Below are 26,638 nucleotides of genomic sequence, written 5' to 3'. Positions count from 1 at the left end.
TGCGGCAGGCTTGCACGATTAACGACCTCCAAACCGGGAGACAGTAACACCATGGCACTTATCAGCATGCGCCAGATGCTCGACCACGCCGCCGAATTCGGCTACGGCGTGCCGGCCTTCAACGTCAACAACCTCGAGCAGATGCGCGCCATCATGGAAGCCGCCGACAAGACCGATTCGCCGGTCATCGTCCAGGCGTCCGCTGGTGCCCGCAAATACGCCGGTGCGCCGTTCCTGCGCCACCTGATCCTGGCTGCCATCGAAGAGTTCCCGCACATCCCGGTGTGCATGCACCAGGATCACGGCACCAGCCCTGACGTCTGCCAGCGCTCGATCCAGCTGGGCTTTTCCTCGGTGATGATGGACGGCTCGCTGAAAGAAGACGGCAAGACGCCGGCTGACTACGAGTACAACGTCCGCGTGACCCAGCAGACCGTGGCATTCGCCCACGCCTGCGGTGTGTCGGTGGAAGGTGAGCTGGGTTGCCTGGGCAGCCTGGAAACCGGCATGGCGGGTGAAGAAGACGGCGTTGGCGCCGAAGGTGTTCTGGATCACAGCCAGCTGCTGACCGACCCGGAAGAGGCCGCCGACTTCGTCAAGAAGACTCAGGTCGACGCCCTGGCCATCGCCATCGGTACCAGCCACGGCGCCTACAAGTTCACCAAGCCGCCAACCGGTGACGTGCTGTCGATCGAGCGCATCAAGGAAATCCACAAGCGCATCCCCAACACCCACCTGGTGATGCACGGTTCCTCGTCCGTTCCGCAGGAATGGCTGAAGGTGATCAACGAATTCGGCGGCGACATCAAGGAAACCTACGGTGTGCCGGTCGAGGAAATCGTCGAGGGCATCAAGCACGGCGTGCGCAAGGTCAACATCGACACCGACCTGCGTCTGGCCTCCACCGGTGCCATGCGCCGCATGATGGCCGAGCACCCGAGCGAGTTCGACCCGCGCAAGTTCTTCGCCAAGACCATCGTCGCCATGCGTGACATCTGCATCGCCCGCTACGAAGCCTTCGGCACCGCCGGCAACGCCTCCAAGATCAAGCCGGTCTCCCTGGAAGGCATGTTCCAGCGCTACGCCAGTGGCGAGCTGAACGCCAAGGTCAACTGATCGGCGACGGGCATGAGCCCGCCGCGTTCAGCCGAAAGCCGCGACCGCGCAAGCGTCGCGGTTTTTTATTGCCTGGCGTTCGTCACTCAGGGCGTGTTGCTGCCGAGTGCGCGGTGCTCGATGCTCAGCTGGTCGAAACGCGCGGCCCCCGCTTCCGTCTCGTAGCCGGTGTTGTCCTGGGTGTAGACGCCGGCCTTGAAGTACAACGGCTTGGTGGCCCAACTGGGGTCGACCCGCGTGCTCCAGTCGATCTGGTCGAGGCGGATTGCCAGCGTGCCGTCCGCCTTCAGGTTGAGGGTGTAGTGAAAGGGCTGGCCCAGGACGATGCCGCTGGCGATGGTCACGACCTGGATCTCGGCGTCCGGTGTCATGCGCACTTTCGCCACGATGTTGCCGCTACCTGCCCAGGCCTTGTACTGGTACTCCAGCTTGAGCATGGGCATCGAGCTCTTGTAGGCGTGGATCTGGCCGATGACGATCTTGCCGGTCGAGGGCACCTGGCTGACGCTCAGCGCCGCGCGCAGGAAATGCTCCGCCCCTGGATAGGTCCAGTTGCGCACGCTGCCATCGGCGTGCGTCTCGCGCAGTTCGCTGCGCGGATACTTGGCACTGATGGTGGTGGTGCCGTTGACCGGTGACCAGAAGAAGATCGCGCCATCGCGGGACTGGAAATAGTGGTCCTGATAACCACCGGCGAGGACCGGTGTATCGATGGTGGTGGCGGGAACCCCGATAGGAATGCTGAGGTTCCACACGGCGAGTTCGATCATGCTCAAAGCTCCTTGATGATGGGAACTTCAGTCGGGTGCACATCTCGTCCAGGAGTCAGTAACGCGTTACTTGGCGTTCCAGCGGGTGACACGCGAGCTAGAAGGTGGCAGGTCTGCCTGCCGTGAACGCGGGCTGCGCTTGCGGCGCGATCTATAGCGGCACCCATGTCTGTAGCGTGAGCACCGTTCGTCGATTAATTGGCGTCAATATTCGGTTATTTCTGCGTGGCGCCAGGTCTCGCCATCCAGTCGGGCGCATCAGGTAAAACCCTGTAAAACACCCAGGCCGATGCAACGGGCGGCCTACGCCATAATTCGGGCACTGCCGTTCCGGAAACCTCGTTCATGCCGCGCCTGCTGCTCGCTTTCGTCCTCGCCGTGCTGCTGACCAGCGCCTTTGCCTCGATCTTTCAGACGCAGAGCAATCTCGCGGCCCTGCAAGCGCTGGGGGCGCCCGTGCCGCTCGATGTGCGCCTCGGCACCACCTGCCTGGATCTGCTCGGTTTTGCCCCCACTTTCGCACTGCTGGCAGGGCTGGGTTTTGTCGTCGCCCTGCCGCTTTCGCTCTGGCTGGCGCGGCGCCTGCCGTCGTTGCGCTGGGCCATTCTCGTCGTGGCAGGCGCCACTGCGATCTGGCTGGCGCTGGCCCTGGCCAACACCCTGGCGCCCATGCCGACGCTGATCGCCGCTGATCGCCATCCCCTGGGGACCCTGGCCCTGATGGCCTGCGGCAGTGCCGGCGCGTTGCTGTTTGGCCTGCTGGGCCGGCGGGTGCGCTACCGGACGCAGCCGACTACTTCCGATACTCAGTGACAAGGCGCTGCCCATGTTGAACAGCTTCCGCGTGCTGGCGCTCGGCGCCTTGTTCGCCAGCGTACCGCTGGCCGCGCACGATTACCGCATCGAAACCTTCAGCCAAGGGCTGGAGCACCCCTGGTCGATGGCGTTCCTGCCGGATGGCCGCCTGCTGGTCACCGAGCGCGTCGGCCGCCTGCGTATCGTCGAGGCCGATGGCCGGCTCGACCCCGAGCCGGTAGCGGGCGTGCCCGAGGGGTTCATCGCCGCCCAGGCCGGCTTGATGGAGGTGGCGCTGGATCCGGACTACAGTGACAACCGCTGGCTTTACCTGACCCACGCCCAGGGTTCGCTGGAGGCCAACAACACGCGCCTGATACGTGCGCGCCTGGTGGATGGCGAGTTGCAGGATCTCGAGGTGCTGTTTACCGCCCAGCCGCTCAAGGCCGGCGCCGCGCATTATGGCGGGCGTATCGCCTTCCTGGCGGACAAGACGCTGGTGCTGACCCTCGGTGATGGTTTCGACTGGCGTGAACAGGCGCAGAATCCCGCCAACCACCTCGGCAAGATCGTGCGCCTGAACCGTGACGGCAGTGTGCCGCAGGACAATCCGTTGCTCGGGCAGCAGGGTGCGGCGCCGGAGATCTACAGCCTGGGCCATCGCAATGTGCAGGGCATCTTCTTCGACGCCGAGCAGGGGCGTCTGTACAGCCACGAGCACGGCCCTCGCGGTGGCGACGAGCTCAATCTGATCGAGCCGGGCGGCAACTACGGCTGGCCGCTGGCGACCTTCGGTGTCGACTACACCGGCGCCAGGGTCAGCCCCTACACCGAGCTGCCGGGGCTGGTCGCACCGCTGCTGCACTGGACGCCATCGGTAGCGCCGTCGAGCCTTATGCTCTACCGCGGTGAGTTGTTTCCCGACTGGCAGGGAGACCTGTTCGCCTCGACCCTGGCCGAGCGCAGCGTACGGCGCATCCGCCTGCGCGATGGCATGTTGGCTGGCGAGGAGGTGCTGTTCGAGGAACTGGGCGAGCGTATCCGCGATGTCCGCAGCGGGCCTGACGGGGCGCTCTACCTGCTGACCGACAATCCGCAGGGGCGGATACTGCGCGTACTGCCGAGCGAATAGGCGGGCATCCGTTACACTGGTGCTCCAGTCACGCGTGGGGCGGCATCATTGAAGTATCTACAGGGTTATCCGGTCGAGTTACAGCAGCAGGTCCGCCAGCTGATCGCCGATGACCGCCTGGGCGGCTACCTGGCGCAGCGCTATCCCGGACGCCATGACGTACAGAGCGACAAGGCGCTCTACGGTTATGTGATGGCGCTCAAGCAGGAGCACCTGAAGAACGCGCCCGGCATCGACAAGGTGCTCTATGACAATCGCCTCGATCTCACCCATCGTGCCCTGGGGCTGCATACGGCGATCTCGCGGGTGCAGGGCGGCAAGCTCAAGGCCAAGAAGGAAATCCGCGTGGCCTCGCTGTTTCGCGATGCCGCACCAGTCTTCCTGCAGATGATCGTGGTGCATGAGTTGGCGCATCTGAAGGAGGCCGAGCACAACAAGGCCTTCTACAAACTCTGCGACTACATGCTGCCCGGCTACGCGCAGATCGAGTTCGACCTGCGCATGTACCTCACCTGGCGCGAGATGAGCGGCACCTAGTTCACGCGTCAGCCGCGCAGGCGCACGTTGAGCTGATCGACCACCTCCGCCCAGTCGGCGTCTTCGAGGATCTCCTCGCGCAGGAAGGCCGACTGTGCCGGGGTCCAGAACGAGGCGTCCGCCAGCTTGCGCTCAGCGGGGAGTGGCGCGTGGGTCCTGATGAAGGCGTCGATGCTGGCGCTGTCGTCGGCCAGACCGAGTTGTTTGAACAGCGAAGACAGGTCGTGAACAGGCGGTTCCATGCTGAGCTCCCGGACGGTGGTGGCTATAAGGTTCTCTACCAACCCTAGCCCAGATAGTTCCCCGTCACTCGACGCTCAGCACCTCGAAATCCTGTGCCGCGCCGGCCATTGGTACGCTGATCTGGTCGCCCGGCACCTTGCCCAGCAAGGCACGGCCCAGTGGCGCGGCGCTGCCGAGCACCTGAACCGTCTGGCCGGCATGCTGCAGCTTCATGCTGGCGCCCTGGGGGCCGAGAAACAGCCAGCGCACCTGGTCATGCGCATCGAGCAGCTGGACCAGTGCCCCCAGTTCGACGCCCTGGTTCTCGTCGAAGGGCCGCAGGCGCAGCTGGCGCCAGGTGATCAGTGTCTGGCGCAGCTCCTCGACGCGGCGTGCCTGGCCACTGGCGAGGTAGGCTGCTTCGAGGCCCAGGGTGTCGTACTTGTTCTCGGCGACATTCTCTTCATGGGTAGCCGTTTCGTGGGCGCTCAGCGCCGCCTGGTGGGCCTGCTCCAGGTCAGCCTGCAGATGCGTGAGCACCTGTTGCAGCAATAGGGTCTTGTCCATGAACGATTTCGAGTCGGATGTTGACGGCATTCGGTAGTGGCGATTGTAGGGCGAATCGGCCCCGCTGCCGTATCTCGTGTCATGTTTCGCAGAAGAAATTGACGCGGCTGATCTGTGGCGATTAGCGCTGCCGCCGTGCCTGACCCGCTGATCAGTCCTCGTAAGCAGGCTGGCAGCGGCTGATCAGGCACTGCAGTTCGCGAATGCCGGTGATGATCGAGACGAAGCTGACGACGGGAGGGCCCTCGACTGCCGGATTGTCTGCCAGCCTATTGCTGCTCAGGGCCTGCTCAAGCTGCCGAGCCTTGCCGTTGCGGCGGATGTGCGGGGCAATCAGGATCAGATCGAAGCGCCGTTTGATGGAGTCGGCCAGTGGCAGGGCATCGACCAGCGAGTCGATGGCAGTCACGCGGAAGTAGCCCAGCCGATTCAATGCATGTTCCAGGCCCCGGGCTGTCGCAGGTTTCTCGCTGATAAGCAGAATACGCAGTTTCTTTTCGAGCATCTGAAGTATTCCGGTCTTTTCTGGCCAAAGTACGGTCTGTACTTGCTCAGTTGCCGTCGTAACGTGTCGTTGGGGTACTGTGAAATCGTCCGAGTAGTATGTGGCCAGGTGGCTGCAGATACTTGTTGCTCCAGGTTTTAACAGTGTCCGGTGATCGGAGACGGTGCTCCGGAAGTTCGTGGTTAAAGCTAGGACTAAGGACTAGGGGAAAACCTATAGATCAATAGGCTAGGGCCTATAACTCAATAAGTTCCCGGTTTAATGCTACAGCGGTGATATTGTTCGGTATCTGCTTGTAACACTATCTCAGATTCTAGGGGGAATCCGAGTGCGCTCTGAACGATAGATTCGCGGCGCTGTTACTAATAATAATAGGGGGCGTCCATGAGGATAGCTGTCTTGGATGATGAAGAGATCTGTCTGAATCGGGCATTAAAGGTTATCAGTAGCTATTCCAGGGCGAGCGGTTTCGACTGGACGGTGCACGGCTTCAGTTCGGGGGAGGACCTCCTGCGGCGTCTCAAACGCGAGAATTTCGACCTGCTGATCATCGACTGGTGCCTGCCAGGCATGAGCGGTTACACCTTGTTGTGCTGGGTGCAGGAGCACCTTGAAGTACCCCCTCCGGTCATTGTGCTGACTGGCGGCAGCTCGGGGGCAGATATCGTCAAGGCCATCAACGCTGGCGCCGAGGACTTCATCCACAAACCGTTCAGCGAATATGAACTGCATGCACGCATTCTGGTGGTGAATCGCCGTCGCATTCAGGCCGCCGAGGGCCAGGTCCAGCGCTTTCATGTCTACTTCGACCTGCTGTTCGATGACGCCGGGCGCACCGTGACGCGTGACTGCAGTGCTACGTTGCTGACCGAGCGGGAGTATTGTGTGGCGCGTTGCCTGATGGAAAATCTCGGCCGCTCGCTGTCGCGCTCGTATCTCTATGACCGTTTCTGGCCGCAAGGCGAGCGCTATTCCTCGCGCCCGCTGGATACCATGATCTATCGCTTGCGCAGCAAACTGAAGCTGTCGTCCGAATATGGTTGGTGCCTGGCTTCTATCTATGGCTACGGCTATCGCCTTGAGCGGGTTGACCCGCTCTGAGTTCGACCGACGCTGTTCAGTCAACCTGTCTCGTTTATCCGCTGAACACTACTTTAGTCTTGTCTGTCGTGTCGGAAGTTTTGCGTGCGGACATGCGAATAAGTTGCATGGGGTGACGCTGTCGTTGTTTTTAGGCGCGGTTCGTTGCGTGTGTTCGATTAGGGTCGTTGTTGCAATTGGCCGGTATGCATCAGTTGCTATAAGGATAGTCCTATTTGTTTCTTATGGAATAAGTTAATTCCTATTGTGTTTTGGGGCTATCCCTATGTTTTGGTTGTGAGTGTTCTGGGATCATTTCTCGGCTATTGGCAAATATGCCTTATTACAACAATCGTTAGTTTACGAGCACATAGGTGGAGGATTTTATGAACGCTATTACCACGCTCAAAGCTGCTGTCGCGTTGGCCATGGCTGTAGCTGCACAGGGGGTGCTTGCTAGGGATGGTACTGTGATCTTCAACGGTTCGATTGTCGACGCGGCCTGCGTGGTTGCGACGGGCAGTACGAATCAAACCGTGGAGCTGGGGCGGGTTTCTGTCAACACGTTGACAGCAATTGGCGCTCGCTCTCCCGGCGTTAGTTTCTCCATTAAGTTGACGGATTGCAGTGTCCCGACAGCCAGAAGGGCATCGGTGACCTTCAACGCACCGCGAGATCCGCTCAACGCGGGCTTGATGGCGGTTACGGGAGGCGCGGTTGGTGTCGGTATTCAAATTTACACAGAGGAAGGCGGCCAGCGGGTCGGCGTGATACCTGGAAATGGCAGCATGGCCATCCCTCTACGACCAGGAGACAGCGAGCTGCAATTCTACGCGGCCTATGTAGCCACGCGGGCTCAGGTCGAGCCGGGGGCTGCCAACGCCACGGCCCAGTTCACAGTGAATTATCACTAAAGGCTCTGTCACCCTCCAGCGCCTGCCTGCGCTGGAGTTGGGTTGCGTGTAGGGCTCCGTGCCCTGGCTGTCACGCACCGCCGTTCTGGGGGGGGCTTATGTTTTTGTTCAACCGTTTATGCCGGCTCATCCGTATGTCGTCGGTGCCCATCATGTTCGTTGCGTCTTGCGCGTCAGCTGGCGCAGCCGTGCAGGTGGGGGCCACAAGAGTGATCTTTCAGGAGACGAACCGCGAGGCCTCACTTCCTATCAAGAATGGGGACAGTCACCCCTATGTGGTGCAGGCATGGGTGGACGCCGGAGAGGGGCGTAACGACACTCCTTTTCTGCTGGTGCCGCCGTTGTCTCGGCTTGACCCAAGCGTGGAGAACGTCTTGCGGGTGATGCGGGTATCGGATGAGCTGCCACAAGACCGTGAGTCGGTGTTCTGGATCAACGTCAAGGAGATTCCGGAAAAGGTGCAGCAGGATAACGTGCTGCAACTGGCCATCCGCACGCGAATCAAGCTGTTTTACCGTCCGTTGAAGCTGGCCGGTAGTGGTGCCGTCGAGGCGCGCAAGGAGTTGAAGTGGTCCGTGCTGGCCGATCGCGACGGTGGCGTTTTGCTGCGTGTGGAAAATCCCACGCCGTATCATGTGACCTTCGGTGTGATGCGGGTCCGTCCGGGAATGGAAAACATCGCGCCAGATATGGTGCCTCCCTATGAAGTGCGCGAGTACCCACTGACGTCGATTGGTGCGCCGCAAGCCGTTAGCGTGGAGTTCGCCGTCATCAATGACTACGGCGGCCTCTCGGAGGAGGAACGCATCGAGGTACCCTTGGTGCGTGTCGAGTCTCATCCCTCGATCAGCTCAAAAAAACGAGCCTTCTGAGGTGCGCGTGGTTTGGCAAGGCCTTCTGGGCCGGTGCCTGTGTGCGTGGACGTTCTTGGTCGCGGCGCTCGTCCATTCCGCTGAGCCCGTTGCCACGATGTTCAATGAGGCGTTTCTCGAACTGGGTGGTGGGCAGGCTGACGTGGACCTGTCGATGTTCGCTTTCGGTAGCCGGGTGTTGGCAGGTGAGTACCGGGTCGATGTGCTGCGCAACGATGACCTGCTGGGGCGATTCACCATTCGCTTCATCGAGCACGATGCAGGGCGCGATGCAGTGCCGTGTTTGAGTGCCGAGCAGTTGGTTGAGTGGGGTTTGAACCTGGCGGCCCTGCCTGCCATGAGCTCGCCACCACCGGCCTGTATCGATTTGGAAGCGGCGTTTCCCGAGGCCCGTGTGGCTTATGATGCGGCCGCGCAGCGTCTGCGCTTGAGCATTCCGCAAGCGGCGCTGTCGCGCAAGGCGCGTGGGTCGATCGATTCGAGTCGCTGGGACAGTGGGATAGACGCGGCCTTGTTCGACTATCAGTTGAGCCTGGCGCGCAATGACGAAGGGCGTGCACAGGGGGGCTCGGGCAACACGCTGTTCGGTCGTTTGCGTGGCGGGATCAACCTGGGCAGTTGGCGCTTGCGTCAGTACTTTACCTATAACCGTGACAGTGTTGGCCAGGGCAGTTGGCAGGCAGGGCGCACCTATGTCCAACGGGATATTCAGGCGCTGAATGGCCAATTGATGATGGGCGACGGCTACACCCTGGGTGAGCTGTTCGAGGGTTTCCAGTTTCGCGGTGTACAGCTCAGCTCTGACGAGGCGATGCTTCCAGACAGTCTGCGCGCCTATGCCCCGACTATTCGCGGCGTGGCTCAGAGCAATGCGCGGGTAGTGGTGCGGCAGAACGGCTTCATCATCTACAGCGCCTATGTCGCGCCAGGGCCGTTCACGCTGGACGACCTCTACCCGACCACCAACGGTGGCGATCTGGACGTAACCATTCTGGAGGCCGATGGCCGTCAGGTCCGTTACAGCCAGGCCTTTTCCTCGGTGCCGACGCTACTGCGTGATGGTCGCTGGCGTTATGAAGTCAGCGCCGGGGAGTACCGCACTGGGTATGAAGATGAACAGCTGCGCCCCTACTTCTTCCAGGGCACCCTTGCGCGTGGGTTGTCTGGCGACTTCTCTTTGTATGGCGGTGCGCTGCTAGGGCAGGGCTATCAGGCGGGGTTGCTGGGAATAGGCAGGAACATGCTGGGTTTCGGAGCACTGTCCCTTGACCTTTCAGATGCGCGCACGTGTAGCAAAGTGGGGTGTCTTTCCGGGCAGGCGCTGCGGGTGCTCTATGGCAAGACGCTGGAGCGTACGGCTACGACCTTCAGCATGACTGGCTACCGCTATTCTGGTCCTGAGTACTACAGCTTTCCCGAGGCGGTGCAGATGCAGGCGCTGGAGGGCGATGGACTGTCGTTTCCAAGCGTCCGCAGTGAGTTGCAGGTGGATTTGTCGCAATCGATGGGGCGTTGGGGAGCGCTGTTCGTCTCAGCCCGACAGCAGCGCTACTGGGGCAGTAACGACCTGGAACACTTCGTACAGCTGGGTTACTCCGGCAGCTACCGGCAGCTCAGTTACAACCTCTACTACAACCAGTACCGCACGCTGTTCGGTGCTCCTGAGCGTCAGTTGATGATCTCTGTGAGCATACCGCTTGGCTCGTCTGGCGCTTCGGGCATGTATTCGGTCTCACGCGGTGCTGACCAGCGTCTCTATCAGCAGGCAAGCGTCTTCGGCAATGCTCTCGATGACCATCGCCTCGATTACGGCGTGACCTTTGATCGTTCCGACGAGCAAGGCTCTCGGGGCAGCCTCAATCTGGGTTACCAGGGGCGTTATGGGCAGGTCGATTTTGGGCACAGCCAGGGGCAGGGCTATGAACAGACCAATCTCGAGCTGTCCGGAGGGATGGTGGCGCATGCCAATGGACTCACACTGTCGCAACCACTGGGGGAGACCGTTGCTCTGGTACAGGTGCCCGACGCCGAGGGGCTAGCGCTGCAGTCGCAGGTGGGGGTGCGCACGGATGGCCGTGGCTATGCGGTAGTGCCGAGCCTGACGCCTTATCGAAGCAATCGTCTGTCGTTGTCGATGAGCGGGCTGGGGGAGAACGTCGAGGTCATGACGGCGGCCCAGGAGGTGGTACCGACTCGTGGCGCAGTGGTGCTGGCGCCGTTCGAGGCTCGCAGTGGTTACCGGCTCATGTTGCGGCTGAGCGATGCGCAGGGGGAGCCCTTGCCCTTTGGAGCACGAATCGTCGGCGCCAATGGCCAGGAACTGGGGCTGGTCGGTCCCGAGGGGCTGGCCTATGTCGCAGGTGCTGAACCTGCAGGCAAGCTGAACGTCCGCTGGGGTGCTGGCCGGAGCTGCACAGTGGCCTACCGTGTGCCGCCGGGGGCGCCGCAGACGCCAGTTAGAGGCTTGAAGGAGAGCTGTCTATGAGCAAGTCGCGGGTTGCGCATCCTTTGTTCCGATTGCTGTGGATGGTGGTGCTAGGCGCTGCAGTACCATTCGCCCATGCAACCTGCTCATGGGAGAGCGACTTCGATCAGGGTGTTTATACGTTCAACTTCCCCACCCCGATCATTGCCCCGTCAGGTTCGCCCCGGATGGGGCAGGTGCTCGCGGAGTCGAGACAGCCGGTTAGGTATCCGTTCTATCTCTTGAGATGTCAGCTGGGCCAAGGCAACGCCACAGGCTCGTTTGCAGCTGAAAGGGCGAGCGCAGGGCTGCAGGGGGTCTACGAGACCAACGTCCCGGGGGTCGGCTATCGGGTCAGTTTGCAGCCGGAGGGGCTTTACGTCGGAAGCGAATGGAGGCGATCCATCCCGCCACTGTTCACCGGTCTGTTGACGGCAGGAGACGTATGGAGAGAAATCAAGCTCGAACTGGTTGCCATCGGCTCCACGGTAGGGACTGGAGCCATCACGCCTGGCAGCTACGCGACCCTGCGCACCGTTCGTTACAACCGCTATTTGCAGGTCAATATCCAGTCCGCCAGGATCGCTCCTTCACCGCCATCGTGTCGCCTCTTCGGCAACCCTGATCAGACGGTTACATTGGCACCTGTGTACCGCAACCGCTTTTCAGGGGTGGGGTCGACGCAGGGCGAGCAGTCATTCGACATCGTTCTGCAGTGCGAGAAGGTCGCTAATGGCATCGTTCAACTGCGCATGGACGGAACGCCACACAGCTCCAACGCTCCTGGGGTGCTTGCGCTGACGTCGAGCGCGGCGGCAACGGGGGTGGGCTTGCAGGTACTCGACGGCACCACCAGTGCGCCAGTCGACCTCGGTCGCACCAGGCAACTGGCCGGGCTGACCAATGGTTTGAATACCCTGCCGTACCGGGTGCGCTACTACCAGACCTCTACACCGGTGGGGGCTGGTGCAGCGCTTGCCTCGGTGACCTTGACGCTGACTTATCAGTGAGCAGCCGCCACCCGCGCATCGCCAGGAGCGCGGGCAATTCTGAGATAACGTCACAAAATCAGAGAATGTATTTGCAAGTCATTATCATTGGTTGGCGCTGTTGATGCTACGGCGTGCGTTGCTATCGGCTTTTGCTGCGTCATGTTTGTGCGTGCCGGGGGCTCCGGCCGCCTGCTGAGGCACGCCGGGCAAGCCTGCGACAGGGACTGTCATCAGAGATAGGGTTTTTACAATGAACAACGACATGATTCGCTTGCTGGTCGCGGACGACCATCCCGTTGTCTGTGCCGGTATAAGGCAGACGCTGTTTGCCAGCCATGCTGTTTCCATCGTGGACTCGGTGCAGGGGCCGGCGCGTTTGTTGGAGCGGCTCGAAGGCCATGACCAGGACTTCGATGTGCTGCTTTCGGGTTATATCCTCCCCGCCGCCGGGCACAGCGGTGGGTTGAGCCTGTTCCAGCTGATCCGGCGCAAGTATCCCGACCTCAATATCGTGGTGCTGACCATGCAGGAGAATCCGAGCATCCTCCATGCACTGGCTTCGTCGGGTATTTCCTGCATCCTCAGCAAGCGCGACCCGCTCAGCCATCTGCTGCCGGCCATCCAGGTGGCGATGGCCAAGGGGCGCTACCTGTCACCGCGCATCGCCACGCTGATGAACAACAGCTCACGCAGGGCCGGCTTCGGTGTGCTGAGCCCGCGCGAGCTGGAAGTGGTGCGCCTGTTCGTTTCGGGGCTGAAGGTCAACGAGATTGCTGAGTGCCTGCATCGCAGCAAGAAAACCATCAGTACGCAGAAGACTACCGCCATGCAGAAGCTGGGGCTGGAACGCGACGCCGAGCTGATCCGCTATTCGATAGAAATGGGGCTGCTCGAGAACTGCATGCCGGAGCAGCTGGAAGAGTGCGTCAAGGCCTGATCCGTCAGGCCTGCGCCAGGCAGACGCGGTTGCGGCCCTGGGCCTTGGCCAGGTACATGGCACTGTCGGCCTGGCGGATCAGGCCGGTGGCATCCTCGTGACCCTGAGTCAGGGCTACACCGATGCTGGCACCGACCCGTACGGCCCGACCCTCCAGGTACATGGGGGTGTCGAGCCCCTCCAGCAAACGCCTGGCGAGGTCCTGCGCCGCGTCGGCCGACTGCACGTTCTCGCAGACCACCACGAACTCGTCGCCGCCGAGCCGGGCGGGCAGGTCGACGTCGCGAACGTACTGGCGCATGCGCCGTGCGACTTCGGCCAGCACCTGATCACCGAAGGCATGGCCGTGCTGGTCGTTGATCGGTTTGAAGCCATCCAGGTCGATCAGCATCACCGCCAACAGCTCGTTGCGCCTGCTGCTGCGCGCCAGGGCCTGCTCCAGGTGCTGTTGCAGGGCAGTGCGATTGGCCAGGCCGGTCAGCGGGTCCTGCATGGCCAGCTCGCTGAGGCGCAGGTTGGCATGCTCGAGCGCCTGGGTGCGTTCGGTCACGCGCTTGGCCAGCACCTGCTCGTTGAGTTGCAAGGCCGCTTCGCGTTGCCGTTTCAGTTCGTTGAAGCGTGCTGCCAGGGCGAAGGACAGCAGGATCATCTCCAGCCCTGAGCCGATCTGCATGGAGTAGAGGGTGAGGAAGTTCGATGGGATCAGGGCGAAATTGCGTAGCGCCAGCAGCACCGCGCCGCTCAGCAGCATCAACCAGGCCAGGGCGAACAGACGGCTACCGGGTACCCGGTAGCCGACGCAGACGAAGCTGGTGAGCAGCAGGGTCAGGGTGGCGCTCAGGCCGGTCAGTGACATGAGCTGCAGGGCCCGTTGCACGGGGAGCACGATGGTCGCCAGCACGGCAGCGGCGATGGCGGCACATAGCACCAGCAGCCCCTTGTCCCAGCGCGGCAGCCACTGGCGGGTGTCGAGGAAACTACGGGCGAATACCACCGAGAGCAGTGCCGCCAGCGTCAGGCTGACCGGCAGCATGCGATTGCTCCAGGGGGCAGCCTGCGACCACAGGTACTGGGCGCCGAGGCCGTTCAGCGAGAGCACGCTGAGGGCGAAGGCGAACATGAACGACACGTAGCTGAGAAAGGGACGCTCGCGCAGTGCCAGGAACAGCAGCAGGTTGTACAGGCCCAAGGCGATCAGCACGCCGAAGTAGATGGCATGCACCAGGTAACCAATCTGGCTGTGCTGTTCGAAGTCGCGCAGCGACATCAGGCTGCCGCTGAGGGTCATGCTGCCGCGTGAGTCGACACGCAGGTACAGCGTGCGGCGCTCTCCCGGTTGCAGGACGATGTCGAACACGGGGTTGCGGTGGCCGACACTGCGCTGCGCATAGGGCACGGTGTCTCCGCTGCGTGACTGCCGGATGCCGTCGGCACCGACATCGTACAGGCGCACTTCGTCCAGCGAGGCGTAGCTGAGCTCCAGGCGCCAGGTGCGCGTGTGCTTCGCCTCCGACAGCAGCGGCAGGCGCAACCAGATCACGCCGGGTACATAGCCGAAGCTCAGGTCGCGTCGGGTCAGCGAGCTGTGGAATGGCGCATCGCTGCGCATGACGTCGGCCAGGCTCGATGTGCCCTGCGGATCGGCCAGGAAGTCGACCTGGCCGTACAGGTCCTGCGTCGGCGTGTGCTCGGCGAGGCGCATCTCGGCGTGTGCCGCCGGGCCGGTCAGCAGCAGGCAGAGCACCATGAGCAGGCCCGGCAGCGAGACCGAAAAGTCAGCGGTGGGGCGTCGATTGGCGGGCATGGGCTGGGCCTGGAGAACCGGCATGCCACGAATAGTGGCAGAAAGCCTCCCGTGACAGCTAGTGCCTCGGGGTTCGGGCGTCCTTGTGCAGGTGCGCGCCCAAGGTCCGCAACGGTGCCAGCTGGCGGCAGATCAGCGCCAACTGCGTCTGTACCAGGCGCTGGCGCTCGTCGGCGTCATCGGCGATCTGCTCCAGGTTCTGCGCCAGGGTCTGCTCCTCGTCACTGTGGATCGCCAGTGGCCGCTCGCCGCGCAGGCCGGCGGCGATGTCGTCCAGGCTGCCGGCGAGTTTCTCGGCCTGTTCCAGCAACTGGGCCTGGGTCGCCTGGGGCAGTTGCTCGCCGCGGTGTGCGCCGAGTCCCGAGAGGTAGCTGAGCAGGGTGTGCGAGAGCACCAGGAAGCGGAAGCCCAGGTCGGCGTCCTTGCGGAAGTGCCCCGGCTCCATGAGCATGTTGCCGAGGGTCGTGGACAGTGCGGCGTCGGCATTGTGCGCGTTGCGCCGCGCCAGGCGATAACCGAGGTCATCGCGCTTGCCCTGGGCGTACTGGGCGATGATCTGCCGCAGATAGGCGCTGTTGCAGCTCAGGGTGTTGGCCAGCATGTTGCCCAGGCGCCGACCCTGCCAGTCGGGGAGGATCAGGAACACCGCCAGGCCGGCGAGCAGGCCACCGAGCAGGGTGTCGATCAGGCGTGGCATGAACAGGCCGTGACCGTCGCCGATCTGGTTGAAGCAGAACAGCACCAGCAGGGTGATTGCCGCCGTGGCCAGCGTATAGCGCGTGCTGCGGGTGGCGAAGAACGCTACCCCGGCGACCACCGCGAACAGCACCTGGATGCGCGGGTCGGGGAACAGGTCGAACAGCGCCCAGCCGATGCCGAGGCCGAGCAGCGTGCCGGCGATGCGCTGCACCAGCTTGAGGCGAGTGGCGCCGTAGTTCGGTTGGCAGACGAACAGCGTGGTCAACAGGATCCAGTAGCCCTGCGTCGGGTGGATCAGGTGCAGCAGGCCATAGCCTGCGGCCAGGGCGATGGACAGGCGCAGGGCATGGCGGAACAGCAGCGAGGTGGGGGTGAGCTGCTGGCTGATGCGCTCCCCGACTTCACGCAGCGAATGTGGCTCGCGGTCCAGCAGGCTGCTGTCCTGCTCGTCGGCCAGGGCGTCGGGATTGCTGGCGTTGCCGAGCAACTGGTCGAGGGTGGCCAGGTTGCCGGCCAGCGCCCCCAGTGAGCGCAGCAGGTGGCGCCAGGCCGGGTTGCTCTGCAGGTGCAGGTGATCGAGCGAGGCGTGCAGGTCTTCCAGGGCCTGGCTGCACAGTTCGCGGTACTCGAACGGCTGGCGCAGCTCGATGGCGCCGGCCAGGCGTTGGCAGGCTTCGCCATGCAAACGCAGCAGGCGTTGGCAGCGGAACAGCACGTCGCTGTGGAAGAAGGCCTCGGCCAGTTCGTTGTAGGGGTAGTGTGACGAGCTGGCGCGCTCGTGAATGTCCTGGGCGAGAAAGTACAGCTTCAGGTAGCGATTGACCTTGGGGCCGGGGCGGCCATTGCCGACCCGATGCAGAATGATCTCCTTGGCGGCGTTGAGTGCCGACACCACCCGGCCGTTCTGTTGCGCCAGGGCCAGGCGTCGCTGCTCGACATCGAGCTGGCGCAGCGGCTCGAACAGCGCCGCCTTGAGCTTGAGGTACTTGCCCAACTCGCGAAACAGGCGGGCCAGGCTGTGCTGGATCGGCTGATGGGCGAACAATCCCTGCCAGATCACCGACAGCACGCCATACCAGGCCGCACCGGCCACCAGCAGCAAGGGTTCCAGCCACAGGCCGGCGACGCCGCCGCGCTGCTCCACGCCGATCATGCTGTATACCGCGAGAATCAGTGTGCCGGAGCCGAGGGTGGCGAAGCGCTCGCCAAGGGCACCCAGCATGGTCAGGCAGAACGCCGACAGGGCCAGGGCGGCGACGAACAGCCAGGGATAAGGGAACAGCCACTCGACGGCATAGGCCGCCGCGCTGAAACAGACCAGCGTCACCAGCACCGTGCCCAGGCGCCCCTGCCAGCTGTCATCGGTCTCGGTCAGGGCGCTGGCGATGATGCCGAGAAACAGCGGGATCAGCGCATGCGTCCAGCCCTGCCAGCCACACAGTGCCAGTGCGCCGGCGAGGGCGATGAACACCCGCAGGCTGGCGCTGAACTTGTCCAGCGCCCAGAGGCGGCGCAGTGATTGGCGAAGGCGTGGACGGGGCATGGCGGACCTGATCGCAGAAGATGCGAGCAGCCTACCGGAACTCGGCGGTCACTGGATATCGGCGACGTCGCGCAGGGGTGGGATTGATTTATGGACTGATCGGTTCTAAAGTTCGCGGCATGACGACACGTGGACGCCCCAAGAGCTTCTGCCCGGACCGGGCGCTGGAAAATGCCATGCAACTGTTCTGGCAGCGCGGCTATGAAGCCGCGTCGCTACAGGACCTGCAGGCAGCCACCGGCCTGTCCAAGAGCAGCCTGTACCAGACCTACCCGAGCAAGCAGGCCTGGTTCGTCGCCGCGTTCAGCCTGTACGTGGCGCAGCGTCGTGCCCTGATGCTCGAGCAACTGGCCGCCGGCGCATCACCGCTGGGCTTCATTCGCGAGCGTCTGCTCAGCGTGCTCGAGGACGATGGGCCCGATGGCGTGCCGCGTGGATGCATGCTGGTCAACGTGGCCAACGAGTTTTCGCTGTCGGAGCCGGCCCTGGTGCCGGTCCTGCAGCAGGCCACGGCCGGTATCTGCCAGGTTTTCGAACAGGCGCTGGAACGCGCCGTCGCTTGCGGCGAGCTGAGCGGCTGTGACGATCGGGTGGCGCTGGCCGGCTATCTGCAATGCGTGATGAGCGGGCTGCGCACCCAGGTCAAGTCGGGGCTGCCCGCCGCATCGATTCGAACCACCGTGGCGGTGGTGATGGCGAGCTTGAACAGCGTATGAAGACGCCTGTGCGGGGCTTCGTTCGCTTAATTTTGGACTGATTGGTTCTTAAAGGAAGGCGATATGCGGGAATTGTTCGAACTGTGCGGTGCCGACCGCGAGCTGCTGTTCTCACCCTACTGCTGGCGAGTGCGTCTGGCGCTGGCCCACAAGGGGCTGGATTGGCAGAGCCGGCCGATTCACTTCACCGACAAGGAGGCGATCGCCTTCTCCGGGCAGAAGCTGGTGCCGGTGCTGACCGATGGCGACGAAACGATCAACGACAGCCTGGCCATTTTCGCCTACCTCGACCGACGCTACCCGGCGCAGCCCTTGCTGGGCGACGCGCAGGCGAGCCAACGGGCACGCCTGGTCGAGAAGTTGAGCTTCCATGCGGTGCGCATGCCGCTGCTGAAGATGCTGGTGCCACGCGTCTGGCAGGTGATCGACCCGGTCGACCGTGACTATTTCCGCAGCACCCGGGAGAAGGCGCTGGGCATGAGTCTGGAGGCGTTCGCCGACCCGGAAGGCGGCGAGCGGCTGTTTCGCGAGGCCATCGCCCCGCTGGAGAGCTGGTTGAGCGAGCAGCCGTACCTGGATGGCCAGGAAGCAGGTGGTTGCGACTACCTGCTGGCCGGGCTGATGTTCTGGGCCTGGTGCCTGGGCGTGCAGCCCTGGGCCGATGATTCGGCCTTCGGCGCCTGGTTCTCGCGCATTCTGCAGGCTTACGAAAGCACTCACGGCCCGGTCAGGCGGGCCCCGACCCAAGTGGAGGAAAGCCAATGATCGACCTTTACTACTGGACCACCCCGAACGGTCACAAGGTCAGCATCCTGCTCGAGGAAACCGGGCTGGAGTACAGCGTGCGCCCGGTGCATATCGGCAAGGGCGAGCAGTTCGCCCCCGAATTCCTCAAGATCGCACCGAACAACCGCATTCCGGCCATCGTCGATCATGCCCCGGCCGACGGCGGCGAGCCCATCGCCCTGTTCGAGTCCGGGGCGATCCTCGAATACCTGGCGGACAAGAGTGGCCAGTTCCTGCCGAGCGAGACGCGTGCCCGCTTCGAGGTCCTGCAGTGGCTGTACTGGCAGATGGGCGGTGTCGGACCGATGGCGGGGCAGAACCACCATTTCGTGCGTTACGCGCCGGAGCCGATTCCCTATGCCATCGAGCGCTACGTGAAAGAGACCGCGCGACTGTACGGCGTGCTGGATCGCCAGCTGGCCGGGCGCGAGTACGTGGCGGGCGACTACTCCATCGCCGACATGGCCATCTATCCCTGGGCCAAGCTGTGGGAAATGCAGCGGCAGCGGCTGGAGGACTTCCCCAACATGGCCGCCTGGCTCGAACGCATCGGCGCACGCCCGGCCGTGCAACGGGCCTATGCGCTGGTGGAGAAGGTCAACGAAGACCCCCAGGCACTGCTGACCGCCGAAGCGCGCAAGCTGCTGTTCGGGCAGTGACGGTAGCCGTACCGGCGAACCCGAGTGCCGGGCCTCGTCCGGCACGCGCTGTCTGGCCGGCTGGAGTTTCTCCTTCGGACCCGTCAGCGGCTACCGCTGCGTGGCGCCTGATTGCTCTCGGTCTGGCGCCTCGCGGTCCGCATGGCTTCCCCCATCAATACGCCGGCGCCGAAATTTCTCATGGATTTTCCTGTGAGCTGCCGCACGTTTTCCTAGACTTGAGGTTGTTGGCCCGCAATGGTTGGAGACGGTCATGCGAATCGGCGTACCCAAGGAAATCAAGAACCACGAATATCGCGTCGGCCTTACGCCGCAATCGGTTGCCGAGCTGACGGCCCTGGGGCATGAGGTATGGGTCGAGACCCAGGCCGGTGCGGCCATCGGCTTCGCCGACGAGGATTACCGTGAGGCGGGCGCCCAGATCGCCAGCCATTCGAGCGAGGTGTTCCAGCAGGGGCAGTTGATCGTCAAGGTCAAGGAGCCCCTGGCGGTGGAACGCGCCAAGCTGCGGCCGCAGCACACGCTGTTCACCTACCTGCACCTGGCCCCCGATCGTCCGCAGACTGAAGAGCTGATGGCCGGCGGCGCTACCTGTATTGCCTACGAGACGGTCACCGATGCACAGGGGCGCTTGCCGTTGCTGGCGCCGATGTCGGAGGTGGCCGGGCGCATGTCGATCCAGGCCGGCGCCGGCTGCCTGGAGAAGGCGCGCGGCGGCCGTGGCGTGCTGCTTGGTGGCGTGCCGGGCGTGGCGCCTGGCAAGGTGGTGATTCTTGGCGGCGGCGTGGTCGGCAGCCATGCGCTGGCGATGGCGGTAGGGCTGGGGGCGGATGTCACCGTGCTGGACCGCAGCGTGGACGCCCTGCGCCGCCTCGACAGCCAGTACGGCAACCGCATCACCACGCTCTACTCGACCCGCGCGGCGGTGCGCGAGCAGGTGCTTGCCGCCGACCTGGTGATCGGTGGTGTGCTGATTCCCGGCGCGGCGGCGCCCAAGCTGGTCACCGCCGAGATGGTCAAGCGGATGAAGGCCGGGGCTGTGCTGGTGGACGTGGCCATCGACCAGGGGGGCTGCGCCGAGACCTCGCATGCCACCACGCATGCCGAGCCCACCTACGTGGTCGACGATGTCGTGCATTACTGCGTGGCCAACATGCCGGGGGCGGTCGCGCGCACCTCGACCCTGGCGCTGAACAACGCCACCTTGCCCTTTGTCGTGGCGCTGGCGCAGAAGGGCACGCGCAGGGCGCTGGAGGACGATGCGCATCTGCTTGCCGGTCTCAATGTCGCGCGCGGCGTGATCACCTGCGGCAGCGTCGCCGAGGCGCACGGGTTGAAATTCCATTCACCGGCCAGCCTGCTCGAGCAGCTCTAGCCGCAGGGGATGTCGTCCTGTATCACGCCGTTCGCCAGCGTTGGCGGCAGGCGGCGCGTGCACTGACTAAGCTGAATGAGGTATCTCGCGCTTGAGGATACGGCCGTGTTCGCTCGCTATGTGCATGTGTTGTTGGCGTTGCTCGTTGGCTTCGGTTTCCAGGGCGTTGCGCAGGCCGAAGGCTTGCGGCTGTATACCGAAGAGTACCCGCCGATCAACTTCAGCCGGGACGATGGCAAGCCGACCGGTCTGGCCACCGAGGTGGTGCTCGAGATCATGCGGCGCACCGGCGACACGGCGCCCATCGAGGTCGTGCCCTGGGCACGGGGTTACCAGCAGGCGCAGGTCAGGCCGAATACCGGGTTGTTCGTCACGATGCGCATCCCCGAGCGCGAGAAGCTGTTTCACTGGGTCGGGCCGCTGACGCGCAATACCACGTCCTTCTATGCCCTGCGCAGGAACGGGCTGCAGCTGGATGACTTCGAGCAGGCCCGCCAGGTGGGCAAGATCGCGGTACCGCGTGACTGGTACAGCCATCAGCACCTGCTGGCGCATGGCTTCACCAACCTGTATCCGGTGGCGGGCCCGGACCAGGTAATACGCATGCTCAAGCGTGGCCGGGTCAAGCTGATGGCGCTGGATGACCTCAGCCTCAATGCCCTGCTCGACGGTGGCGGGCTGGCCGTGGGGGAGGTGGAGCAACTGCTGGTGTTCCTGCACAGTGATTCCTACATCGCCTTTTCGCAGGACACCGACCCGCGATTGCTGGCGCGCTGGCAACAGGCGCTCGATGCGATGAAGGCCGATGGCAGCTTCGCCGCCATCTACCACAAATGGCTGCCCGGCCTGCCGCTGCCGCCCTGAAGAACCGTTACAGCGGCCAGACCCACAGCAGCATCGGTACGCTCAGCGCGACCACGAGAATCTCCAGTGGCAGGCCCAGGCGCCAGTAGTCGCCGAAGCGAAAGCCGCCGGGGCTGAGGATCAGTGTGTTGTTCTGGTGACCGATGGGGGTCAGGAACGAGCACGAGGCACCGATGGCCACGGCCATCAGCAGCGCATCCGGGCTGACGCCGAGCTGGCTCGCGGCGCTCAGGGCGATCGGGCACATCACGGCGGCGGTAGCGGCGTTGTTCATGAAGTCCGACAGGGTCATGGTCACCACCAGCAGCAGGGTGACGACGATGATCGGATTGCCCTGGGCCAGGTGCTCCATCAGCAGGCGGGCCAGCAGGTCGGCTGCGCCGCTCGATGACATCGCCCCGGCCACCGGAATCAGGGCGCCGAGCAGGACGATCACCGGCCAGTCGATGGCCTCATAGACGGCGCGCAGGGGCACCAGGCGCAGCAGCATGTAGGCCAGTACGCCGGTGGCGAAGGCTATCGCCGCAGAGAGCAGGCCGAAGGCCGCCGCGGCAATGGCCAGGAGCATGATGCCGAGGGCCAGGTTGGCCTGGCGCGGGTCGGGGATGTTGATGGCGCGCGCCGCCAGGGGCACGCAGCCGTAGTCGTTGGCGAACTCGCCGATGTCCTCGGCGCTGCCCTGCATCAGCAGCACGTCACCGTTCTGGATGAGGGTCGAACGCAGGCGCTTGATCGAACGATGGCTCTGGCGCGAGATGGCCAGCAGGTTGATGGCGTAGCGGCTGCGCAGGCGCGTGCTGCTGGCGGAACGTCCGATCAGCGACGAGTCCGGCTTGACCAGCAGTTCCAGCAGGGTGCGTTCGTCGCCGTTGCTGTCCTTCTTTTCCGCGTCCTTGTCGTTGTCCTGCTCCTCGCGTTGTTCCGCTTCTTCGGCCTCGCGTGCGGCCTCCAGCAGCAGGTCCAGCTGGCTGAGTACTTCACCCAGTTCCTCCGGGTCGGCCTCGATCACCAGCACGTCGTCGGCCTGCAGCACCCGGCGCGGGTTGGGCGCGCTCAGGCGCAGCTTGTTGCGCACCATGGCGACCACCTGGGCGTCGGCTTCGTCGAGCAACTGCTCGATCTCGCGCAGGGTCTTGCCCTGTGCCACGCCACCTTCCTTGACCCGGGCCTCGGTCAGGTAGTGGCCGGTATCGAAGCTGGCGGCATTGCCGACCTCGCGTCTGGGAACCAGGCGCCAGCCAAGCAGGGTGATGAACAGCACGCCGGCCAGCGCCACGGCGACACCGACCGGGCTGAAGTCGAACATGGCGAAGGGGCCGTCGCCGTGCTGTGCGCGAAAGCTGGAGACGATCAGGTTCGGTGGCGTGCCGATCAGCGTGGTCATGCCGCCGAGGATGGTGCCGAAGGCCAGCGGCATGAGGATGCGTCCTGGCGGCATTTCCAGACGCGAGGCGATCTGCAGGGCGATGGGCATCAGCAGGGCGAGGGCGCCGACGTTGTTCATGAACGCCGACAGCAGGGCGCCCAGGCCGGTCAGGGCGGCGATCGACAGCAGTACGCCGGAGCCACTGGGGATCAGGCGCAGGGCCAGGCGGTTGACCGCGCCGGTACGTTGCAGGCCGTAGCTGAGTACCAGCACGCAGGCCACGGTGATCACCGCCGGGTGGCCGAAGCCGGTGAAGGCCTCGCGCTCGGGCACCAGGCCGACGATGACACAGGCCAGCAGGGCACCGAGGGCCACCACATCGTGCCGCCAGCGGCCCCAGATGAACAGCCCCATGCTGGCGACGAGAATGGCGAAGATCTGGCCTTGTTCGAGGGTCATGGGGCGGGACTGTCCTTGTGGCGCGCACGGGCGCATGTGCTGTATGTAGCAGAGTGCGCGCTGCCCCGGCAGTTCCCGCCCTTCTGCTAGACGAACTGGGCGGCGGCGTAGCCCGAGGCCCAGGCCCACTGGAAGTTGAAGCCGCCGAGATGCCCGGTGACGTCCAGCACCTCGCCGATGAAGTACAGCCCCGGGACCTTGAGCGACTCCAGGGTCTTCGAGGACACCTCGTGGGTGTCGATCCCGCCCAGGGTGACCTCGGCGGTGCGATAGCCCTCGGTGCCGGCCGGTACCAGTTGCCAGTCGGACAGGCGCTCGGCGATCGCCGTCAGTTCCGCCGGGGTGTACTGCTTCAGTGGCTTGTTGACGAACCAGCTGTCGACCAGCAGCGTCGCCATCTTGCGGGTGAACAGCTCGGCCAGCAGGGTCTTCAGCTCACTGTTGCCTCGCTCGCGCTGCTGCGTGGCCAGCCATTCGGGCAGGTCGATGTGCGGCAGCAGGTCGATATGCAGGGTGTCGCCGGGTTGCCAGTAGGACGATATCTGCAGGATCGCCGGGCCGGAGAGGCCACGGTGCGTGAAGAGGATGTTCTCGACGAAGCTCTGGCCGTTGCAACTGACCCGGCAGTCCTCCACCGAGGTGCCGGACAGTTCCGTGCACAGTGCCTTGAGCTGCGGTTCGGTGACCGTGAAGGGCACCAGGCCGGCGCGGGTCGGCAGCAGCGTATGGCCGAACTGCCTGGCCACCTGGTAGCCGAAACCGCTGGCGCCCAGGGTCGGGATGGACAGGCCACCGCTGGCGATCACCAGCGACTGGCAGGCCACGTCGCCCAGGTCGGTGTGCAGGAGGAAGCCCTGTGCGGCCTTGTCGATGCTCTGCACGGCCGTGTTCAGGCGAATCTCGGCGCCTGACTCGGCGCATTCGGCCAGCAGCAGCTCAAGGATGTCGCTGGACTTGTGGTCGCAGAACAGCTGGCCGAGCTTCTTCTCGTGGTAGGGCACAGCATGCTTGGCCACCAGGCCGATGAAGTCCCACTGGGTGAAGCGCGCCAGCGCCGATTTGCAGAAGTGCGGGTTGCCGGAGAGAAAGTTGGCCGGCTCGCAGTACAGGTTGGTGAAGTTGCAGCGCCCGCCTCCTGACATGAGGATCTTCTTGCCGGCCTTGTTGGCATGGTCCAGCACCAGCACCTTGCGCCCGCGGGCCGCTGCAGTGGCTGCGCACATCAGGCCGGCGGCACCCGCGCCGATGATCAGTACCTCGGTTTGCAACACGAAAGATTCCCCTGGCTGGCGCAGGATCGGCTGCGCGAAAACCCGCGAAGTTTACCCGAAGCGGTCGAGGCCGGCATGGCGGCGAAGTGTGCAGATCCCAGGGCATTTGTGGCTGTGTCAGGGGCGAGACAGTGACGCTGGCCATCAGGGCTGCTATCACTACAGGGGCCCACCCCGGATGGACCGCCGTCGATGCCCCTGTTGCGCGCCTGGCTGTTGCTGCTGATGTCGTTGCCTGCGTTGGCAGCGGCCGAATCGTTGCGGCTGGTGGCCGACCCCTGGCCACCGTTCACCGATCAGCGGCTACCCGGCAACGGCCTGGCCAGTGACCTGGTGGAGCAGGCCCTCGAGCGTGCCGGATACCGCACCCACTATGCCGAGGTGCCCTGGGAGCGGGCCGTGCTGGGGCTCAAGCGGGGCGACTACGATGTGCTGATCAATGCCTGGTACAGCGTGGAACGCACGCGGTTCGGTCATTTCTCGCAGCCGTACCTGATCAATCGCATCCGCTTCCTGCAGCGCAAGGGCGGCGATATCCGCTTTCAGCGCCTGGCCGATCTCTATCCGCACAGCATTGCGGTGGTCAGGGGCTACGCCTACTCCAAGGTATTCGACAACGACCCGGACCTGCACAAGGTCGGCGTCAGCAGCTTCGAGATCGCCGCGCGCATGCTCAACGCCGGGCGGGTGGAGCTGGCGCTCGAGGATGAACTGGTGGCGCGGCATCAGCTAGGGCGCAGCCTGAGCATGCTGCGTGATGGCCTGGAGTTCCTGCCGCAGCCGCTGAGCGAGAACGGCCTGCACATTCTGGTGCGCCTGAGTCATCCCGAGCACAAGGCGATCGTCGAGCGCTTCGATGCGGCGATCCAGGCCATGCGCGACGATGGCAGCTACGCCGCGACGTTTCGCCGCCACGGCTTCTGATCAGGCCAGAACGGTGCGGGCGCGGCCTTGCTGCTTGGCCCGGTACAGGCGGATATCGGCCTCGTGCAGGAGGCTCTCCAGGTCCTCCGGTTCACCGTGATACAGCCCGGCGCTGAACGACAGCGGCGGCGCCCCGACGGCGTAGTGCAGGCCGGCGCAGTGCTGGCGCAGCTTCTCCAGTGCCTGGTTCACGTGATCGGCGCCGTGCAGCGTGAGCAGGGCGAATTCCTCGCCGCCGAGGCGCCCCAGGAGCATGTCCGGGAAAAAACTGCTCAGAGCGCGGGCGAAGACCACCAGCGCGCTGTCGCCGCTGGCGTGGCCGAAGCCGTCGTTGATCTGCTTGAAATGATCGAGGTCGAGCATCGCCACGCTGATGTGGCGGCTGTCGCGCTGGGCCTGCTGCAGAATCTGCATGCCCTGTTCGTAGAACGCACGGCGGTTTCTCAGCCCGGTCAGGGCATCGTATTCGGCGGCTTTCTTCAGGGCGCGCAGCAGGTCGCGGCGTTCCAGGGTCGACATCACCCGGCAGTTCAGTTCCTCGGGGCAGAACGGCTTGCGCAGGAAATCGTCGGCCCCGTGCTTGATGAACTGGGCGCTGAGCGAACCCTTGGGGTCGGCGGAGACACCGATGATGATCAGGTCGTTGAGCCGCAGTTTCTGCCGCAGCAGCTTGACCAGCTCGAAGCCGCTGACGCCGGGCATGGAGTGATCGAGCACCAGCAGGTCGAGGTCCGGATGCTCGTTGAGCTGACGCAGGGTCTCCTTGCCGTCGCGGGCCTCGATGATCTGGTAGTGGTGCGGCTCGAGAATATGGCGGATGTAGTGGCGCTGGGCGTCGGAGTCGTCGGCGATGAGGATCTTGATGTGACTGTTGTGATCGAGCCGGTGCAACAGGCGGAAGGCGTACTCGTAGGAGTGCTGGCTTTCCTTGAGCACGTAGTCGACCACGCCCTTCATCAGCAGCTCGTCGCGGCGCTGCTCGTTGTAGCTGCCACTGAGCACGATGCAGGGCAGGTGATAGCGCATCACCAGGTCGACGCTCTCGCCATTGGGCGCGTCCGGCAGGTGCAGGTCGACGATGGCGGCGAAGAACAGGTCGGAGGAGGTGTCCAGCATCACTTCGGCTTCGGCCAGCGAGGCACAGAAGATCGGCTCCAGATCCGGTTCCTGGCGGAACAGATGCTCGAGGATCTTCAGTACCAGCGGGCTGTCTTCGATGACCAGAATATTGCGCATGGGTGACTCCGGCCCCAGGCCATTTAATGCTTT

At 63.9% G+C, this 26,638-nt stretch carries 25 protein-coding genes; 16 read left to right on the top strand and 9 right to left on the bottom strand.

Going from position 1 to position 26,638, the window contains the following annotated elements; translation table 11 throughout:
- Positions 1 to 51 precede the first annotated feature (51 nt).
- Positions 52 to 1,116, top strand: a complete 1,065-nt coding sequence (fba, locus tag EPK82_RS07060; RefSeq protein WP_037050072.1) for a class II fructose-bisphosphate aldolase — start codon at positions 52 to 54, stop codon at positions 1,114 to 1,116.
- A gap of 86 nt (positions 1,117 to 1,202) precedes the next feature.
- Here the strand turns inward: fba and EPK82_RS07055 are convergent, their stop codons facing one another.
- Positions 1,203 to 1,886: a polysaccharide lyase family 7 protein gene (locus EPK82_RS07055; RefSeq protein WP_134676161.1), complete on the bottom strand. Its 684-nt coding sequence runs from the start codon at positions 1,884 to 1,886 to the stop codon at positions 1,203 to 1,205.
- 345 nt (positions 1,887 to 2,231) lie between these two features.
- Between EPK82_RS07055 and EPK82_RS07050 the strand changes: the two genes are divergently transcribed.
- Genes EPK82_RS07050 through EPK82_RS07040 form a run of 3 tightly spaced genes read left to right on the top strand, consistent with a single transcriptional unit; the run spans position 2,232 to position 4,350 of the window.
- Positions 2,232 to 2,699, top strand: a complete 468-nt coding sequence (locus tag EPK82_RS07050; protein WP_134676160.1) for a hypothetical protein — start codon at positions 2,232 to 2,234, stop codon at positions 2,697 to 2,699.
- Between the two features lie 13 nt (positions 2,700 to 2,712).
- Positions 2,713 to 3,813, top strand: a complete 1,101-nt coding sequence (locus tag EPK82_RS07045; protein WP_134676159.1) for a PQQ-dependent sugar dehydrogenase — start codon at positions 2,713 to 2,715, stop codon at positions 3,811 to 3,813.
- 48 nt (positions 3,814 to 3,861) lie between these two features.
- The gene (locus EPK82_RS07040) at positions 3,862 to 4,350 is read left to right on the top strand and encodes a YgjP-like metallopeptidase domain-containing protein (RefSeq protein ID WP_037050059.1); all 489 of its coding nucleotides are present in this window, start codon (positions 3,862 to 3,864) and stop codon (positions 4,348 to 4,350) included.
- 8 nt (positions 4,351 to 4,358) lie between these two features.
- Here the strand turns inward: EPK82_RS07040 and EPK82_RS07035 are convergent, their stop codons facing one another.
- The 3 genes from EPK82_RS07035 to EPK82_RS07025 all read right to left on the bottom strand — a co-directional run bounded on the left by EPK82_RS07035 (position 4,359) and on the right by EPK82_RS07025 (position 5,644).
- The gene (locus EPK82_RS07035; RefSeq protein WP_037050056.1) at positions 4,359 to 4,592 is read right to left on the bottom strand and encodes a DUF2789 domain-containing protein; all 234 of its coding nucleotides are present in this window, start codon (positions 4,590 to 4,592) and stop codon (positions 4,359 to 4,361) included.
- A gap of 64 nt (positions 4,593 to 4,656) precedes the next feature.
- Positions 4,657 to 5,139 (bottom strand): GreA/GreB family elongation factor, encoded by a 483-nt coding sequence (locus tag EPK82_RS07030; protein WP_037050054.1) that lies wholly within the window; start codon positions 5,137 to 5,139, stop codon positions 4,657 to 4,659.
- A 151-nt stretch (positions 5,140 to 5,290) separates the two neighbouring features.
- Complete coding sequence (locus EPK82_RS07025; protein ID WP_037050052.1) at positions 5,291 to 5,644, bottom strand: ANTAR domain-containing protein; 354 nt, start codon at positions 5,642 to 5,644, stop codon at positions 5,291 to 5,293.
- Positions 5,645 to 6,028: 384 nt separating this feature from the next.
- Between EPK82_RS07025 and EPK82_RS07020 the strand changes: the two genes are divergently transcribed.
- The 6 genes from EPK82_RS07020 (at position 6,029) to EPK82_RS06995 (ending at position 12,903) form a co-directional block, all read left to right on the top strand.
- Positions 6,029 to 6,745, top strand: coding sequence for a response regulator transcription factor (locus EPK82_RS07020; protein WP_037050049.1), 717 nt, complete (start codon positions 6,029 to 6,031; stop codon positions 6,743 to 6,745).
- Positions 6,746 to 7,110: 365 nt separating this feature from the next.
- Positions 7,111 to 7,638 carry a fimbrial protein gene (locus EPK82_RS07015; RefSeq protein WP_037050046.1) on the top strand — a complete coding sequence of 176 codons (528 nt, stop codon included), beginning with the start codon at positions 7,111 to 7,113 and terminating at the stop codon, positions 7,636 to 7,638.
- Between the two features lie 98 nt (positions 7,639 to 7,736).
- Positions 7,737 to 8,510: a fimbrial biogenesis chaperone gene (locus EPK82_RS07010; RefSeq protein ID WP_134676158.1), complete on the top strand. Its 774-nt coding sequence runs from the start codon at positions 7,737 to 7,739 to the stop codon at positions 8,508 to 8,510.
- Positions 8,464 to 10,995: a fimbria/pilus outer membrane usher protein gene (locus EPK82_RS07005; protein WP_167494329.1), complete on the top strand. Its 2,532-nt coding sequence runs from the start codon at positions 8,464 to 8,466 to the stop codon at positions 10,993 to 10,995. The genes EPK82_RS07010 and EPK82_RS07005 overlap by 47 nt, the downstream gene beginning before the upstream one ends.
- Positions 10,992 to 11,984, top strand: a complete 993-nt coding sequence (locus EPK82_RS07000) for a fimbrial protein (RefSeq protein ID WP_134676157.1) — start codon at positions 10,992 to 10,994, stop codon at positions 11,982 to 11,984. The genes EPK82_RS07005 and EPK82_RS07000 overlap by 4 nt, the downstream gene beginning before the upstream one ends.
- A 244-nt stretch (positions 11,985 to 12,228) precedes the next feature.
- On the top strand, positions 12,229 to 12,903 hold the full coding sequence (locus EPK82_RS06995) for a response regulator transcription factor (protein ID WP_208651098.1): 675 nt from the start codon (positions 12,229 to 12,231) through the stop codon (positions 12,901 to 12,903).
- Between the two features lie 4 nt (positions 12,904 to 12,907).
- Here EPK82_RS06995 and EPK82_RS06990 read toward each other — a convergent pair whose 3' ends face one another.
- On the bottom strand, positions 12,908 to 14,707 hold the full coding sequence (locus EPK82_RS06990; protein WP_134676155.1) for a diguanylate cyclase: 1,800 nt from the start codon (positions 14,705 to 14,707) through the stop codon (positions 12,908 to 12,910).
- Between the two features lie 58 nt (positions 14,708 to 14,765).
- Entirely contained in the window at positions 14,766 to 16,949 is a 2,184-nt protein-coding gene (gene yccS / locus EPK82_RS06985) for a YccS family putative transporter (protein WP_134676154.1), read from the bottom strand.
- A 119-nt stretch (positions 16,950 to 17,068) separates the two neighbouring features.
- Between yccS and EPK82_RS06980 the strand changes: the two genes are divergently transcribed.
- The 5 genes from EPK82_RS06980 (at position 17,069) to EPK82_RS06960 (ending at position 21,349) form a co-directional block, all read left to right on the top strand.
- Positions 17,069 to 17,665, top strand: coding sequence for a TetR/AcrR family transcriptional regulator (locus tag EPK82_RS06980; protein WP_244229872.1), 597 nt, complete (start codon positions 17,069 to 17,071; stop codon positions 17,663 to 17,665).
- Positions 17,666 to 17,728: 63 nt separating this feature from the next.
- A complete protein-coding gene (locus EPK82_RS06975) occupies positions 17,729 to 18,430 on the top strand; it encodes a glutathione S-transferase family protein (protein WP_037050036.1) in 702 nt (233 codons plus the stop codon).
- Positions 18,427 to 19,110 carry a glutathione S-transferase N-terminal domain-containing protein gene (locus EPK82_RS06970; protein ID WP_134676153.1) on the top strand — a complete coding sequence of 228 codons (684 nt, stop codon included), beginning with the start codon at positions 18,427 to 18,429 and terminating at the stop codon, positions 19,108 to 19,110. The genes EPK82_RS06975 and EPK82_RS06970 overlap by 4 nt, the downstream gene beginning before the upstream one ends.
- Positions 19,111 to 19,363: 253 nt before the next feature.
- The gene (gene ald / locus EPK82_RS06965; protein WP_037050030.1) at positions 19,364 to 20,485 is read left to right on the top strand and encodes an alanine dehydrogenase; all 1,122 of its coding nucleotides are present in this window, start codon (positions 19,364 to 19,366) and stop codon (positions 20,483 to 20,485) included.
- Between the two features lie 105 nt (positions 20,486 to 20,590).
- Positions 20,591 to 21,349, top strand: coding sequence for a substrate-binding periplasmic protein (locus EPK82_RS06960; RefSeq protein ID WP_244229870.1), 759 nt, complete (start codon positions 20,591 to 20,593; stop codon positions 21,347 to 21,349).
- A gap of 7 nt (positions 21,350 to 21,356) precedes the next feature.
- Here EPK82_RS06960 and EPK82_RS06955 read toward each other — a convergent pair whose 3' ends face one another.
- Positions 21,357 to 23,174, bottom strand: a complete 1,818-nt coding sequence (locus EPK82_RS06955) for an SLC13 family permease (protein ID WP_134676151.1) — start codon at positions 23,172 to 23,174, stop codon at positions 21,357 to 21,359.
- A gap of 86 nt (positions 23,175 to 23,260) precedes the next feature.
- Complete coding sequence (locus EPK82_RS06950; RefSeq protein WP_134676150.1) at positions 23,261 to 24,445, bottom strand: BaiN/RdsA family NAD(P)/FAD-dependent oxidoreductase; 1,185 nt, start codon at positions 24,443 to 24,445, stop codon at positions 23,261 to 23,263.
- Between the two features lie 192 nt (positions 24,446 to 24,637).
- Here EPK82_RS06950 and EPK82_RS06945 point away from each other — a divergent pair, with 192 nt between their 5' ends.
- The gene (locus tag EPK82_RS06945) at positions 24,638 to 25,369 is read left to right on the top strand and encodes a substrate-binding periplasmic protein (RefSeq protein WP_134676149.1); all 732 of its coding nucleotides are present in this window, start codon (positions 24,638 to 24,640) and stop codon (positions 25,367 to 25,369) included.
- Here the strand turns inward: EPK82_RS06945 and EPK82_RS06940 are convergent, their stop codons facing one another.
- Positions 25,370 to 26,605 (bottom strand): GGDEF domain-containing response regulator, encoded by a 1,236-nt coding sequence (locus EPK82_RS06940; protein WP_037050016.1) that lies wholly within the window; start codon positions 26,603 to 26,605, stop codon positions 25,370 to 25,372.
- Positions 26,606 to 26,638 lie beyond the last annotated feature (33 nt).

It is taken from the genome of Ectopseudomonas khazarica (genome assembly GCF_004521985.1).
Lineage (GTDB): Bacteria > Pseudomonadota > Gammaproteobacteria > Pseudomonadales > Pseudomonadaceae > Aquipseudomonas > Aquipseudomonas khazarica.
The sequence above is the reverse complement of the archived record's forward strand: the minus strand, read 5'-3'. Positions and strand labels throughout refer to the sequence as shown.

Coding starts and splice junctions, on each gene's coding strand:
- fba (WP_037050072.1), top strand. CDS start 52: ATGGCACTTATCAGCATGCGCCAGATGCTCGACCACGCCGCCGAATTC.
- EPK82_RS07055 (WP_134676161.1), bottom strand. CDS start 1,886: ATGATCGAACTCGCCGTGTGGAACCTCAGCATTCCTATCGGGGTTCCC.
- EPK82_RS07050 (WP_134676160.1), top strand. CDS start 2,232: ATGCCGCGCCTGCTGCTCGCTTTCGTCCTCGCCGTGCTGCTGACCAGC.
- EPK82_RS07045 (WP_134676159.1), top strand. CDS start 2,713: ATGTTGAACAGCTTCCGCGTGCTGGCGCTCGGCGCCTTGTTCGCCAGC.
- EPK82_RS07035 (WP_037050056.1), bottom strand. CDS start 4,592: ATGGAACCGCCTGTTCACGACCTGTCTTCGCTGTTCAAACAACTCGGT.
- EPK82_RS07030 (WP_037050054.1), bottom strand. CDS start 5,139: ATGGACAAGACCCTATTGCTGCAACAGGTGCTCACGCATCTGCAGGCT.
- EPK82_RS07025 (WP_037050052.1), bottom strand. CDS start 5,644: ATGCTCGAAAAGAAACTGCGTATTCTGCTTATCAGCGAGAAACCTGCG.
- EPK82_RS07020 (WP_037050049.1), top strand. CDS start 6,029: ATGAGGATAGCTGTCTTGGATGATGAAGAGATCTGTCTGAATCGGGCA.
- EPK82_RS07015 (WP_037050046.1), top strand. CDS start 7,111: ATGAACGCTATTACCACGCTCAAAGCTGCTGTCGCGTTGGCCATGGCT.
- EPK82_RS07010 (WP_134676158.1), top strand. CDS start 7,737: ATGTTTTTGTTCAACCGTTTATGCCGGCTCATCCGTATGTCGTCGGTG.
- EPK82_RS07000 (WP_134676157.1), top strand. CDS start 10,992: ATGAGCAAGTCGCGGGTTGCGCATCCTTTGTTCCGATTGCTGTGGATG.
- EPK82_RS06995 (WP_208651098.1), top strand. CDS start 12,229: ATGATTCGCTTGCTGGTCGCGGACGACCATCCCGTTGTCTGTGCCGGT.
- EPK82_RS06990 (WP_134676155.1), bottom strand. CDS start 14,707: ATGCCCGCCAATCGACGCCCCACCGCTGACTTTTCGGTCTCGCTGCCG.
- yccS (WP_134676154.1), bottom strand. CDS start 16,949: ATGCCCCGTCCACGCCTTCGCCAATCACTGCGCCGCCTCTGGGCGCTG.
- EPK82_RS06980 (WP_244229872.1), top strand. CDS start 17,069: ATGACGACACGTGGACGCCCCAAGAGCTTCTGCCCGGACCGGGCGCTG.
- EPK82_RS06975 (WP_037050036.1), top strand. CDS start 17,729: ATGCGGGAATTGTTCGAACTGTGCGGTGCCGACCGCGAGCTGCTGTTC.
- EPK82_RS06970 (WP_134676153.1), top strand. CDS start 18,427: ATGATCGACCTTTACTACTGGACCACCCCGAACGGTCACAAGGTCAGC.
- ald (WP_037050030.1), top strand. CDS start 19,364: ATGCGAATCGGCGTACCCAAGGAAATCAAGAACCACGAATATCGCGTC.
- EPK82_RS06955 (WP_134676151.1), bottom strand. CDS start 23,174: ATGACCCTCGAACAAGGCCAGATCTTCGCCATTCTCGTCGCCAGCATG.
- EPK82_RS06945 (WP_134676149.1), top strand. CDS start 24,638: ATGCCCCTGTTGCGCGCCTGGCTGTTGCTGCTGATGTCGTTGCCTGCG.
- EPK82_RS06940 (WP_037050016.1), bottom strand. CDS start 26,605: ATGCGCAATATTCTGGTCATCGAAGACAGCCCGCTGGTACTGAAGATC.